We start from the raw sequence: 12,429 nt of genomic DNA, 5'->3' as shown, positions 1-12,429 counted from the left end.
TCTTTTGCATTGAAGCCTGGCGCGCATCCTTATATCGCATGGCTATGAAGAAAATCGGTTTCCTCTCGTTCGGGCACTGGACGCCCTCGTCGCAATCGCAAGTGCGCTCGGCATCGGATGCGCTTTTGCAATCCATCGACCTCGCCGTCGCCGCCGAGCAGCTCGGCGCGGACGGGGCGTATTTCCGCGTGCATCATTTCGCCCGCCAGCTAGCTTCGCCATTTCCGCTGCTGGCAGCCGTCGGCGCGAAGACCAGCCGCATCGAGATCGGCACCGCCGTCATCGACATGCGTTACGAGAATCCGCTCTACATGGCCGAGGACGCGGGCGCTGCCGACATCATCGCCGGTGGCCGCCTGCAGCTTGGCATCAGCCGTGGCTCGCCCGAGCAGGTCATCGATGGCTGGCGCCATTTCGGCTACGCGCCGCCGGAAGGCCAAAGCGACGCCGACATGGCGCGGCATCACGCCGAGGTCTTCCTCAAGACGCTGCGCGGCGAGGGGTTCGCCCAGCCCAATCCACGGCCGATGTTCCCCAACCCACCCGGCCTCTTGCGCCTCGAGCCGCACTCAGAGGGCCTGCGCGAGCGGATCTGGTGGGGCGCGGCGACCAACGCCACCTCGGAATGGGCGGCGAAGCTTGGCATGAACCTGCAGAGCTCGACGCTCAAATTCGACGAGAGCGGCAAGCCGTTCCACATCCAGCAGGCCGAGCAGATACGCATCTATCGCCAAGCCTGGAAGGCTGCCGGCCACAGCCGTGAGCCGCGCGTCTCGGTCAGCCGTAGCATCTTCGCGCTGGTCGACGATCGCGACCGCGCCTATTTCGGGCGCGGCAATGAGAGCCGCGACCAGATCGGCTTCATCGAAGAGAACACAAGGGCGATCTTCGGGCGCAGCTACGCCGCTGAGCCGGATGTGCTGATCAAGGAATTGGCGCAGGATGAGGCGATCGCCGAGGCCGACACGCTGCTGCTCACCGTTCCGAACCAGCTCGGCGTCGACTACAATGCGCATGTCATCGAGGCGATCCTGACCCATGTTGCGCCGGCTCTTGGCTGGCGCTGACACCGGATCGGCCAAGACGGATCATTTCAGGGAGGTACAGCATGGCGAAGAAGGCTTTGATCGCCTGGGGCGGCTGGGAAGGTCACACACCGGAGCGCAGCGCCAAAATTATCCGCTCGCTGCTCGAGCGCAACGGATTCGACGTCACGCTCGGCCAGGGCACGGCGATGTTCGCTAATCCGGAGCTTGCTTCCTTCGATCTCATCGTTCCCGTGATCACGATGTCGACGATCGAGAAGGCCGCACTTCAGAACCTGACACTTGCCGTTCGCGGGGGCAGCGGGCTCGGCGGGTTTCACGGCACGATGGGCGACAGTTTTCGCAACGAACCCGATTATCAGTTCATGACCGGCGGTCAGTGGGTCGCGCATCCCGGCGATGTCATCGACTACACGGTCGCGATCACCGGGCCGGATGACCCGATCACATCAGGCATCGGCGATTTCGCCTACCGGTCCGAGCAGTATTACATGCATGTCGACCCGAGCAACGAGGTGCTGGCCACCACCACCTTCACCGACGCGCATTTCCCGGGAATAGGTGGCGTCGTCATGCCGGTCGTCTGGAAACGTCGCTATGGAGCTGGAAAGGTTTTTTACAGCGCTCTGGGACACAATGCCGACGAGTTCGCGGTCCCGGAAATGGCCTTGATTGTCGAGCGGGGTCTTATCTGGGCCGCCCGATAGATCAGCGGAAATGAGGACATGAGCATGACGGTCTCGGTGACAGATTTGCCTCTGCACACGCCCATCGACGGCCGGCACCGCAAGATGCTGATCGATGGCGCCTGGTGCGATGCGCTCAGCGGCCGGACGTTCGAGACGCGCAGCCCCGCCACGGGCGCCGTGATCGGCACCGTGCCGCTCTCCGATTCCAGCGACATCGACCTCGCGGTTGCGGCTGCCCGGCGCGCCTTCGACGGGCCGTGGAGCCGGTTCAAGCCGTATGAGCGCCAGGTGCTGCTGCTCAAGATCGCCGACCTAATGGAGCGCCATTGGGAGGAGATCGCGCTGTCCGACACGACGGATATGGGCATGCCCATCGTGCGCACGCTCGCCAACAAGAACCGCGTGCTTGGCATGCTGCGCTTCTATGCCGGCATGGCGACGTCGATCCATGGCCACACGATCGGCAATTCGCTGCCGGGCGAGATCATCTCCTACACGCGCAAGGAGCCGGTCGGCGTGGTCGGCGCGATCATTCCGTGGAACGCGCCGACCGCCGCCTCGATCTGGAAGATCGGCCCGGCGCTGGCGACCGGCTGCACCATCGTGCTGAAACCTTCCGAGGAAGCACCGCTGACGCCGCTGCTGATCGGCGCGCTGATGATGGAGGCCGGCGTGCCGCCCGGCGTCGTCAACGTCGTCACCGGCACCGGTGCGGAAGCCGGCGCGCCGCTTGCCGCCCATATGGATGTCGACAAGATCGTCTTCACCGGCTCGACAGCGACCGGCCAGAACATCCTGCGCGCCTCGGCCGGCAACATGAAGCGCGTTTCGCTGGAGCTTGGCGGCAAGTCGCCGGTCATCGTCTGCGCCGACGCCGATCTCGATCGCGCCGTGCCGACAGCGGCGATGTCGGTGTTCGCCAATTCCGGCCAGATCTGCATCGCCGGCTCGCGGCTGTTCGTCGAACGGCCGATCCATGACGAATTCGTCGAACGGGTCTCGGCCTATGCGGCTAAACTCAGGATCGGCGACGGCGCCGACCCCGAGACCGAGATCGGGCCACTGATTTCGGTCAAGCAGCTTGAGCGTGTCACCGGCTTCATCGAGGATGGCACGAGGCAAGGCGCGCGGCTGATCACCGGCGGCAACCGGATTACCGAAGGTGTGCTTGGAGCGGGCAACTTCATCACGCCCAGCGTCTTTTCCGGCGTTACCGATGATATGCGCATCGCCCGCGAAGAGATCTTCGGCCCGGTGATTTCGGCGCTGCCGTTCGACACGCTGGACGAAGTGGTGCGGCGCGGCAACAATACACCCTATGGGCTGGGTGCCGGCGTGTTCACCCGCGACCTCGGCAAGGCGCACCAACTGGCCAACCGCCTGCGCGCCGGCTCGGTCTGGGTCAACACCTATCACGCCATCGACCCGGCAGTGCCCTTCGGCGGCTACAAGATGAGCGGCTACGGACGCGAGGGCGGGGCGGAGCACCTCGATGAATATCTTAATACCAAGGGCGTGTGGATAAGGACGGATTGAGAGGTCGGCATTTTGCAGATGGCGCTCTACGGCGCCCCCCTCTGTCCTGCCGGACATCTCCCCCACAAGGAGGGAGATTGGCAGTTTCGGCGCTGGCTCTCCTCCTGCTACGTTGAAGATTGGCGAAGGCCGCGGTGACGGCCAATCTCTCCCCTCGTGGGGGAGATGTCCGGCAGGACAGAGGGGGGCGCGAAGGAACTCGACGGGGGTGCTGGGTTCTTCCCGCTCCGCTCACCCGATGCCACCGGTGACAGCATAGGCGCCGGCAGTGCGTCCATCCTCCAGCCGCACCACCGCCGTTACGATCGAGCCATAGGAGCCGCGCCAGACGCTGTGGGACCGCTGATGCTCGGCGGCCGGGACGAGTGCACGCCCGCTGAAGCGCGCGCCGCTGCGCTGCAGTGCGACCGCCTCGCCGTTGACGTGCACTTTGACGCTGGCCGTCTCGGCGGCTTCACTGGGCAGGTCAAGCGCAATGACGATCTCGTGCTGCTCGCCGGTAGGCCGCGTCTCGGCGGCGAGTTTTATGGCAAACGGCGACGCCTTGCCGTCGCCGGCTCGGGCAGGGCGGCTCGAAAAGACTTCGTCGGGCAGCTCGGGCGTGCGCGGCGGGCGGGTCCGGCGCCGACTGGAGAGTTCGTAGTCGCCAGCCATGCGCAGCAGCCTTTCGTCGTCGTAAGCCTTGCCGGCGAAGGTCAGGCCGGCCGGCATGCCGATGTCGGCCATGGTGCCCATCGGCACGGTGACGGTCGGGATGCCGAAATGGCGCCAGACCAGATTGCCGTTGGCGACCCAGGTGCCGTTGCGCCAGGCGAGCGCGGCGGATGCCTCGTCGACATCGGCATCGGCCGGTCCGATATCGGCCGCGGCGGGCAACACCACGGCGTCGATGCCCTGAGCGTCCAACCAGTCTTCGAAATCGATCCGCCGTATCGCTTCCAGTCCCTTCAGGCCCTCTTCGAGCGTTGGAATATCCAACACGGGCGTGATGCCGGCTCGCGCCCGCTCGACATACTCGGCCAGGTCAAAGCCGCCTTCGTAGCGGTCGGGCAGTGTGCCCGGCGGCTGCGGGAAGATTTTTGGACCGTCGACCAAGGCGAGATTAGGCAGGGCGGGGTCGGCGTTGGCGCGCAAAAAGTCGTCCCAGCCCCAGATGCAGAGATCCCAGAGTTCGCGGTCGGCGAACTCTTCTGGTACCAGCCCGCGCTCGACCATGGTGCGCGCGCCGGGGCGGTCGCGCTCGTAGTTGGAAACGACGGGAAAATCGACCTCCACCACTTCGGCGCCAAGCCGCTTCAGATCGGCCGCCGCCTGTTCCCAGAGGGTAAGCACCGAGGCGCGGGTTTCGATCGGCGCATCGGCGTCGCTGTCGCGGCCGATATACATTCCGGGCACGCCGAGCCGGATGCCTTTCAACGATCCCGCCAGTGCGAGATCGGTATAGCGTGGCGGCCGCACGTCGGAACTTTTCGGCAGGGTGACCCAGGGCTGCGCGCGCCAGAAATCGCCTACCGTCTCAGGATCGTTGGCGACAATCACGTCGAGCAGTTCGAGCATGTCGGGCACGCTACGCGTGTGCGGCACCACGACATCCATGGTTGGCACCAGCGGCCAGTTGCCGCGCACCGAAATGATGCCGCGTGATGGTGTGTAGGCGACCAGCGCGTTGTTGGTCGCCGGCGCGCGGCCGGACGACCAGGTTTCCTCGCCAAGCCCGAAGGCGCAGAAGCTGGCCGCCGTCGCCGTGCCGGATCCGTTGGATGAGCCCGACGCGAAGGCCGCGGTGAGGAAGTTTGCGTTATAGGGGCTTTCAGAGCGGCCGTAGACGCCGCGTTGCATGCCGCCATTGGCCATCGGCGGCATGTTGGTCAGGCCGATCAGCACGGCGCCGCCGGCGCGCAGCCGGGCGATGGTGAAGGCATCCTCATTGGCAATGAGATGCTCGAAGGCTGGCGAGCCGGCGGCCACCGTCAGGCCGGATACTTTGTAGCTGTCTTTGGCAGTGTAGGGGATGCCGTCGAGCGGCCCGAGCATGGCGCCGTTGCGGCGCCGCTGGTCGGAGGCGGCCGCCTCCTCGAACATCGCTGGATTGAGCACCGGAACGGCGTTGAGAGCTATGCCGTGGCGGTCGAAATGCGCGATGCGCCTGAGATACGCACCGACCAGTTCGACGCTGGTGACAGTGCCGTCATCGAGCGCGCGGCGCAATTGGCCGATCGTCGCTTCGACGAGATGAAGGCTGGCATTCATCATCACTGGTCCCACATTTCCACGCGCCATGGATGAGCGAGGCAGCAGACTTCGGCAAGAGCCTATCGCGATCTTTGTTGGAACTTTTGTCCGGCTGGCGATGTTGGGTGTATGGTGCGATTCCGAAATGGCCAGGAGGGTGCTGCCGATGACCACGAAATGCGTTGCTATCCTAGCTCTCGCTGTGGCAACGGGCTCAAGCCTCTGTGCGCCGGCCTTCGCCAGTGACCGGCATTACGACCGCCGAGCCCACTCCGAACGCTACGTTCCCGCCGAAGGCGATCTCATCGACATCCTGTTCGGCGGCCCGCGTTACTACGATCAGCAGCTGTTCACGACGGCGGCTGGCGCCTGTTCCTACCATCGCGTCGGACCCGATGCGAATGCGTTGAACAAGATCAACGATCATCACTGCGGGAAGTAAGGCAGTAGGCTACGCCTCAACGCCCGCCGCTCTCTTTCATCCGCTCGATGATGTCGGCCATCAGTGCCAGGTCCCGGCGTGAATCGGCGAGGTCGGTCAGCGGCTTCGTGCCTTCGGTGATGTGGCGGTGGAGGCTCTCGAGTTCATTTGAGAAAGCATCGCCGTAGAGCGGCCCGAAGGTTTTCGTCACTGGGCCGAGCGGACCGGCATCGGTGACCTCCAGCCGGGTCGGCAGGCTGCGGATATAGGGCGTGTCGTAGATGATGCGCACGCGTCGGGTGTTGGAGCGCACCTCGATCATGGCGTCGAATAGGCCGAGATCGTCGACCACCGCGTCATACAGGCAAGCGAAATGGCCGTAGTCGAAGGTGACGCTGGTGTTGGCGCCGCCATTGGTGTGGTGGGCGGCCAGCACGCGCGCCGGCTCGCCGATCAGCCCGCGCATCGCCGAAATGTGGTGCGAGGAGAGCGCGGTCAGCCCGCGATAGGCGCGCACCAGGTCGGCCGGCGCATCGGCGCCCACCACTTCGCGGATCAGCGCTTCGCGTTCGCTTGCGCCACGCGCCAGCAGGGCAGGATCGATGTCCTGGGGATAAAGGATTTTCTGGCTCTTCTTGAGAAAGTGCCGGCCTTCCGAGATCAGGTCGAAGATGCGGACATGGGTGATGTCGGCGAAGGCGGGCAGTTCGTCCCTGGCCGCCAGATAGGCAGGCGCGTAGCGGCGCATGTAGCCGACGAAGAGGGTTTTATCGTAGCCCGGCATCAACGCCAGCAGATCGTCGATCTCGCGCACCGTCAGGCAAGCGGGTTTCTCCAGCAGGATGTGCTTGTTGGCCTTCATCGCCGCCCGAACGAAGCGGCTATGAGTGTCGTCGGATGACAGCACAAACACCGCGTCGATGTCGGGCGAAGCGATCAGCGCCTCGGCCGTCTCGAAGGCTTTCGCCGTCGCATATTCGGACGCGATGAGTGACACCAGGCTGGGCGAAACATCGTACACGCCCGCGATCACCCAGCGGTCGCGCTGATCGCTCAGCACCGGCAGATGGATCGACTGCGCGACCTCTCCAAGACCGACAAGCCCGACACGAATTGGTGCCACTCGCAAACTCCCTTTGATTTCAAGTCTGGGCTGGCCAGGACGGCTAGCCTTTGTTTCTCGGCTGGACGGCTATGCCGCGCCGGTGACCAGCGCGACGAGCTCGTTGCCGGTGGTTTCGGAAGCCCGCACGGTTGCCGCCATCTTTCCCGCCCGCATCACCCAGATCTGGTCGGACAGGCGGCGGACCTGATCGAAATTGTGGCTGACTAGGATGACGCTGACCGATTGTTCGCGCAGGCGCCGGATCAGCGCCTCGACATTGGCCGTCTCCTGTACGCCGAGGGCTGCCGTCGGTTCGTCCATCACCACCAGCCTGGCGCCGGAGCCGACGGCGCGGCAGATCGAGATCGCCTGCCGCTGGCCGCCCGACAGGCGCCGCACCCGCTGGTTGATCGACGGCACATTGATCGACAGGCGCGACAGCATGGAGCGGGCCTCGCGCTTCATCGCCTTGCGGTCGAGGAACGCGAAGGGGCCGATGCGCCGCACGATCTCGCGGTTGAGGAACAGGTTCTGGGCGACCGTCAGTTCGTCGATCAGCGCCAGGTTCTGATGCACGGTCTCGATGCCAGCCTTGCGCGCCTCGTCGGGGTTGGCAAAGGGCCGCGCCCTTCCGTCGAAGAACAGATTGCCGGCGTCCGGCTGATGCACGCCGACCAGGCTGCGGATCAGCGTCGACTTGCCGGCGCCATTGTCGCCGATGACGGCGGTGACCTCGCCACGACGGGCCTGGAAGGCGACGTCGGTGAAGGCGCGGATGCCGCCGAAATGCTTGCTCAGCCCTTCGCAGGCGATGATCGCCTCAGTGGCGAGGATGTGATGGGGTGCGCTCATTTCTGATACCGCATGATCAGCGCCGCCAGCACCACGATGGCGCCCACGGCAAGCGGTTGGTAGAAGGCCGACACGTTGAGCAGGGTGAGGCCATTGACCAGCGCGGTCAGCATCAGCGCGCCGATCGCGGGGCCCAGAATGCTGGCACGGCCGCCGAACAGGCTGACGCCGCCCAGCACCACCGCCGCCACCGAATTCAGCAGCAGGCTGGTGTTGATCAGCGGTTCGGCCGAGCCGATGCGGGCGACCAGAAGAATGGCCGCGATGCCGGCGCAGAAGCCGGAAATCGTGTAGGCGGCGACCTTGACCCGATCGGTGCGGATGCCGAGCGCGCCGGCACTTTCGGTCTGACCGCCGGTCGCCAGCAGGTGCACCCCGAAGCGTGTGTGGTAGAGCGCGATATGCGCGACGATGACGGCTGCGATCGCCACCCAGACCGGATAGCCGAACGGTCCGAACGAACCGGAGGCGAGCCTGAGCAGGAAGGTCGAGCCGACCATGGTCGGTTCGCCGCCCGACAGTATGAGGCCGAGGCCGGTGATGGCTGACAGCGTGCCGAGCGTCACCACGAAGTCCGGGATCTTGCCTGCGGTGATGATCAGGCCGTTGAGGAAGCCGACGGCGCTGGTGGCGAGAACCGCAAGCACGCAGGCGATGAAGATGCCATAGCCGCCGGCGTTTACGAGACCGAGGATGATGGCGCCGAGCATGACGGCAGCGGCCAGCGACAGGTCGATGCCCGAGGTGGCGACGACGAAGGTCTGGCCGATCGACAGCACGACCAGGATCGCCGCCGCCAGCAGCAGCGCCTGCAGATTGGCGACGCTGAGAAAGACCGGCTGGGCGAGACCGAAGACGATGACGAGGCCGATCAGGCCGACGACGGATGCCCAGTCGGCCCAGAAGGAGGGATCGAGGAGGAGAGCCGCCAGGGAGGGACGGCTCTCCTCCGCACCCGCCGAATGGGCGGCGGGTGCGTTGTCTGCAGGTGTGCTCACTTCAACATCTCGCGGAAGGGATCGGGATAGTCGCCGCCGGGGCGCGGAAAGTTCGTCAGCGACGCTTCGGCGTTGTCCTTGTTGATCAACAGCACCGGTGCGGGCACGTTGGCGGGCAGTTCCTTGCCCTTGGCCGCTACCGCACAGGCTTCGACGCCCATGGCCCCGACGACATAGGGGTATTGCGCGACGGTGGCGGAGAGTTCGCCGGCGGCGATCGATTTCAGCGCGTCGACGATGCCGTCGAGGCCGATCACCTTGACGTCCTTGCCCGAGGTCTGCACGGCGCGCTCGACGCCCAGCGCCATGATGTCGTTGGCGGCGAAGAACCCGGCGAGATTGGGGTGTGCTGCGAGGATGTCGGTGGCGGCGGTTAGCGCCTTCTCGCGATCCCAGTCGGCGCTGACCATCACCACGACTTCGAGCTTGCCTTCGACGGCCTGCTTGAAACCCTTGATGCGGGCGTTGGAGCCGACATCGCCGACGATGCCGGCGACCAGCGCGACCTTGGCACCCTTCGGCACCAGCTTCAGCATTTCCTCGCCAGCCAGCGCGCCGGCGGCGACATTGTCGGTGCCGATATAGGTCGAGACCGCAAAGCCCGCGGCCTTGGCCTGCTCGGGATCGATGGTGCTGTCGATGTTGACGATCGGCTTTTTCTTTTGCGCGACCGGCACCAGCGCCTGGACGAGGTTGGAAACGCTGATCGGGTTGACCAGATAACAATCGAAGTCCTGCATGGCCAGGGCGGTCAGGCGGTCGGCCTGGCCGGTGGCGTCACCCATATTGGCGGCGGCCTGGACGGTGACATTGACGCCATTCGCCTTGGCCTGCTCCTCGATGCCCTTCTGCATGGTCTGGAAGAACGGGTTGTCGAGGCCTTTGACGATGGCCGCGACTTTCGCCGTGTCCTCGGCGCGAGCGGGCGCTGAGACGACCGTTGCAAGCATGCCTGCACCAAGCAGGCTCGTGCCGAGTTTGAGGCAATTGAACACACGCATGGTTTTTCCTCCTCCTGATTGTTCGATGTGCTGCATCACTGCAATGCCCGACGGCGGGTAAGCGGCCCCGACGCTTGGCGCGACGATCCGCCCACAGGTTGCTGCTCGCCCTGCGATGTGCGGGTCGCAGCCCCGGTTCGGGCGCTTTTTGATGTCAGGCATTGCTCCTCCCAGAGCGCCGGCCGATGCCATACCAGCATTGCCGCATGTTTCAGAAAAAATTGACACGCGTCAAGATTTAAAATGGTGCGTAATGATTTTGGCGATGCAGCCCTGCGGCGTGACCGGCTTGCCGCATTCGCTACAACCAAGACGCGAAAAAGATATCGCGGACGGAACCTTTTAGAGGTATCGGCATTGGTCGCTACTTTTGTGCAGGGGAAGGTTTGGGATGGAGCGTTTCGAAATCCTGGAAGAGCCAACAGGCACATTCTCGATTTTCGACACATTCACGGAATTGCCAGTAACGGTCGAATCTCGGTGGTTTCTCGCTGCTGCCGTCATTGTCGGTGCTGAACGACTGGCGGACCGACGAAGACGATCGGCCGCTTTCAGATGACCTGCTGGCGTGAGCAAAGCCAACCGAGATCGCATCAAAAAATCATACCGTAAGGGAAATGGCGCTCTGTCGTCCAAAGCGACGGTGAGGCATGGGGAACAAGGGGAGGTTGTAGGTGTTGGGAGGTGAAACAATGTCTGATCAGGACGACCTGATCCGAGCGGCCATCGGACGGCTGCTCGCCGAGAAGACAGGTGCCGCCGTCATATCGATGAGCGAGAGCATTGCAGAGCTTCTGACGCTGACCGATGCCGCGCTGGACGAAAGACTGCAAGACCTGTTGCTGGAAATGGCCGAAGTCCGCGGCATGATGGTCGCTCTCGATATCTAGCCGGCCGACCTGTCGTGCCTTTTGGCATCCGCGAATTTCTGGATCGCATTGCGTCGAGCAAGTGGGAAAAGCCGTCAAAACAAGGCGGGCGGCGAGAAGGAAGAAAATGGTGCACTGTCGCCGTAATTCTTGCCCAATGTGACAGATGGCTCGCCGCTTTAACCCTGCTCGATCAGCGTCCGCGCCGCCTCTTTGCCTGCCGCGAGGATGCGATCGGACAATTCCGTTCCTTTCATAGCGCGGGCCATTTGAAGCGCACCGATGAGCGTCGCAAAGACAGCAAGCGCCACGCCTTCCGGGTCCTTGGCCTGCGGAAATGCCTCGGCCAACTGGTGCGCCAAAGCCAGCAAGCGGTCGGTATAGACTTCGCGCGTTTCAAGTGGCTGACGCGCGAGTTCCGGCAGCAGCGCGGCTGACGCGCAGCCCTTTCCCGGGTTGTCCCGATGCTCGGCCGACAGATACGCCTCTATGGCCATCTCCGGACCACCCGAGGCCAATGCTTCCGCCAGCTGCTGCGCCTGAAGCTCCATGGCCGCCGCGATGCTTTCGCGGACAAGCTCCGCCTTGGATTGAAAGTGGGGATAAAACGCGCCGTTCGTCAGCCCGGCGGCGCTCATGATGGTCGCAAGTCCGGACGCGGCTATGCCGTCGCCGCGAAAGCGGTCGGCGGCGACCTCCATGATCCGGCTGCGTGACGCGTCTTTCCGGCCCTTTTCGTAACGCATGGCTGCCATTCCTTTCTGCTATTGCATTATGAGCATAATCTGATATTATGAGTGTAATTCAACGGGCGCAAAAAAGCTAGCCCCCATGAGTTTGGAGCACGAAATGAATATGAATTCCGGAAAAACCGCGATCGTTACCGGAGCCTCCTCGGGCATTGGCCGCGCCAGTGCCGAGGCGCTGGTGCGGGCAGGGTTCACTGTCTTCGGAACGAGCCGCCGCAAGGCCAACGGCCCGGACGGGGTAACCATGCTGATTTGCGACGTGACCGACGGTGAGGCCGTCGCCGCACTCGTCTCAACGGTGCTCGCGCAGACCGGCCGGATCGACTTCCTGGTCAACAATGCCGGCGTCGGTCTGCTTGGAGGCGCCGAGGAATCCTCCGTGGCACAGGTGCAGGCCCTGTTCGACGTCAATCTGTTCGGCGTCATCCGCATGACCAATGCGGTATTGCCGTCGATGCGGCGGCGCGGCGAGGGACGCATCATCAACATCGGCTCGGTGCTGGGCCTCGTGCCGGCCCCGTATTCAGCGTATTATTCGGCGGTCAAGCACGCGCTCGAGGGCTATTCGGAATCGCTCGACCACGAGGTTCGTGCCTTCAATATCCGCGTCTCGATCATCGAACCTGCATACGTGCGTACCGTCTTCGACCAGAACGGAATCGAGCCGGATTCGCTGTTGAAGGAATACGATCGAGCGCGAGCCGGGCTCGAAGCGCTCCTTCGCGATGTGATGCCTGTAGCCGATCGACCGGAAGTGGTGGCCCAGGTGGTCGTCAAGGCGGCGACCGATGCCAATCCGCGACGGCGCTATACCGCCGGCAAGGCCGCGCGCCAGGTCAGCCTCCTGCGCCGCTTTGCCCCCGCGGGGATATTCGACAAGAGCCTGCGCAAGCAGTTCCGCCTGCCGGTCTGAAGAACAGTCAGATAGAGG

General features: G+C 64.1%; 13 protein-coding genes. 7 read left to right on the top strand and 6 right to left on the bottom strand.

Annotated features, from left to right (window positions below):
- Positions 1-44 precede the first annotated feature (44 nt).
- Genes NKI73_RS09815 through NKI73_RS09805 form a run of 3 tightly spaced genes read left to right on the top strand, consistent with a single transcriptional unit; the run spans position 45 to position 3,271 of the window.
- Positions 45-1,067, top strand: coding sequence for an LLM class flavin-dependent oxidoreductase (locus NKI73_RS09815; protein ID WP_352629014.1), 1,023 nt, complete (start codon positions 45-47; stop codon positions 1,065-1,067).
- Between the two features lie 41 nt (positions 1,068-1,108).
- Positions 1,109-1,753 carry a ThuA domain-containing protein gene (locus tag NKI73_RS09810; RefSeq protein WP_352628956.1) on the top strand — a complete coding sequence of 215 codons (645 nt, stop codon included), beginning with the start codon at positions 1,109-1,111 and terminating at the stop codon, positions 1,751-1,753.
- Between the two features lie 24 nt (positions 1,754-1,777).
- The gene (locus NKI73_RS09805) at positions 1,778-3,271 is read left to right on the top strand and encodes an aldehyde dehydrogenase family protein (protein ID WP_502905651.1); all 1,494 of its coding nucleotides are present in this window, start codon (positions 1,778-1,780) and stop codon (positions 3,269-3,271) included.
- Between the two features lie 231 nt (positions 3,272-3,502).
- On the opposite strand, the gene NKI73_RS09800 is transcribed toward NKI73_RS09805, so the two are convergent.
- Positions 3,503-5,524 carry an amidase gene (locus NKI73_RS09800; RefSeq protein WP_352628954.1) on the bottom strand — a complete coding sequence of 674 codons (2,022 nt, stop codon included), beginning with the start codon at positions 5,522-5,524 and terminating at the stop codon, positions 3,503-3,505.
- Positions 5,525-5,669: 145 nt separating this feature from the next.
- Here NKI73_RS09800 and NKI73_RS09795 point away from each other — a divergent pair, with 145 nt between their 5' ends.
- On the top strand, positions 5,670-5,945 hold the full coding sequence (locus NKI73_RS09795; protein ID WP_352628952.1) for a hypothetical protein: 276 nt from the start codon (positions 5,670-5,672) through the stop codon (positions 5,943-5,945).
- A gap of 16 nt (positions 5,946-5,961) precedes the next feature.
- On the opposite strand, the gene NKI73_RS09790 is transcribed toward NKI73_RS09795, so the two are convergent.
- The 4 genes from NKI73_RS09790 to NKI73_RS09775 all read right to left on the bottom strand — a co-directional run bounded on the left by NKI73_RS09790 (position 5,962) and on the right by NKI73_RS09775 (position 9,880).
- Complete coding sequence (locus NKI73_RS09790; RefSeq protein WP_352628950.1) at positions 5,962-7,047, bottom strand: Gfo/Idh/MocA family protein; 1,086 nt, start codon at positions 7,045-7,047, stop codon at positions 5,962-5,964.
- Between the two features lie 69 nt (positions 7,048-7,116).
- Complete coding sequence (locus NKI73_RS09785) at positions 7,117-7,881, bottom strand: ATP-binding cassette domain-containing protein (RefSeq protein WP_352628948.1); 765 nt, start codon at positions 7,879-7,881, stop codon at positions 7,117-7,119.
- Positions 7,878-8,879, bottom strand: coding sequence for an ABC transporter permease (locus NKI73_RS09780; protein ID WP_352628946.1), 1,002 nt, complete (start codon positions 8,877-8,879; stop codon positions 7,878-7,880). The genes NKI73_RS09785 and NKI73_RS09780 overlap by 4 nt, the downstream gene beginning before the upstream one ends.
- A complete protein-coding gene (locus NKI73_RS09775; RefSeq protein WP_352628944.1) occupies positions 8,876-9,880 on the bottom strand; it encodes a sugar ABC transporter substrate-binding protein in 1,005 nt (334 codons plus the stop codon). The genes NKI73_RS09780 and NKI73_RS09775 overlap by 4 nt, the downstream gene beginning before the upstream one ends.
- 151 nt (positions 9,881-10,031) lie before the next feature.
- Here NKI73_RS09775 and NKI73_RS09770 point away from each other — a divergent pair, with 151 nt between their 5' ends.
- Positions 10,032-10,226, top strand: a complete 195-nt coding sequence (locus NKI73_RS09770; RefSeq protein WP_352628942.1) for a hypothetical protein — start codon at positions 10,032-10,034, stop codon at positions 10,224-10,226.
- A 346-nt stretch (positions 10,227-10,572) separates the two neighbouring features.
- Positions 10,573-10,770 carry a hypothetical protein gene (locus NKI73_RS09765; protein WP_352628940.1) on the top strand — a complete coding sequence of 66 codons (198 nt, stop codon included), beginning with the start codon at positions 10,573-10,575 and terminating at the stop codon, positions 10,768-10,770.
- A gap of 158 nt (positions 10,771-10,928) precedes the next feature.
- Here NKI73_RS09765 and NKI73_RS09760 read toward each other — a convergent pair whose 3' ends face one another.
- Positions 10,929-11,495: a TetR/AcrR family transcriptional regulator gene (locus tag NKI73_RS09760; protein ID WP_352628938.1), complete on the bottom strand. Its 567-nt coding sequence runs from the start codon at positions 11,493-11,495 to the stop codon at positions 10,929-10,931.
- 103 nt (positions 11,496-11,598) lie between these two features.
- On the opposite strand from NKI73_RS09760, the gene NKI73_RS09755 reads away from it, so the two are divergent.
- Positions 11,599-12,411 (top strand): oxidoreductase, encoded by an 813-nt coding sequence (locus tag NKI73_RS09755; protein ID WP_352628936.1) that lies wholly within the window; start codon positions 11,599-11,601, stop codon positions 12,409-12,411.
- Positions 12,412-12,429: the final 18 nt, after the last annotated feature.

This window comes from Mesorhizobium sp. M0496 (genome assembly GCF_040321205.1).
Classification (GTDB): domain Bacteria; phylum Pseudomonadota; class Alphaproteobacteria; order Rhizobiales; family Rhizobiaceae; genus Mesorhizobium.
The sequence above is the reverse complement of the archived record's forward strand: the minus strand, read 5'-3'. Positions and strand labels throughout refer to the sequence as shown.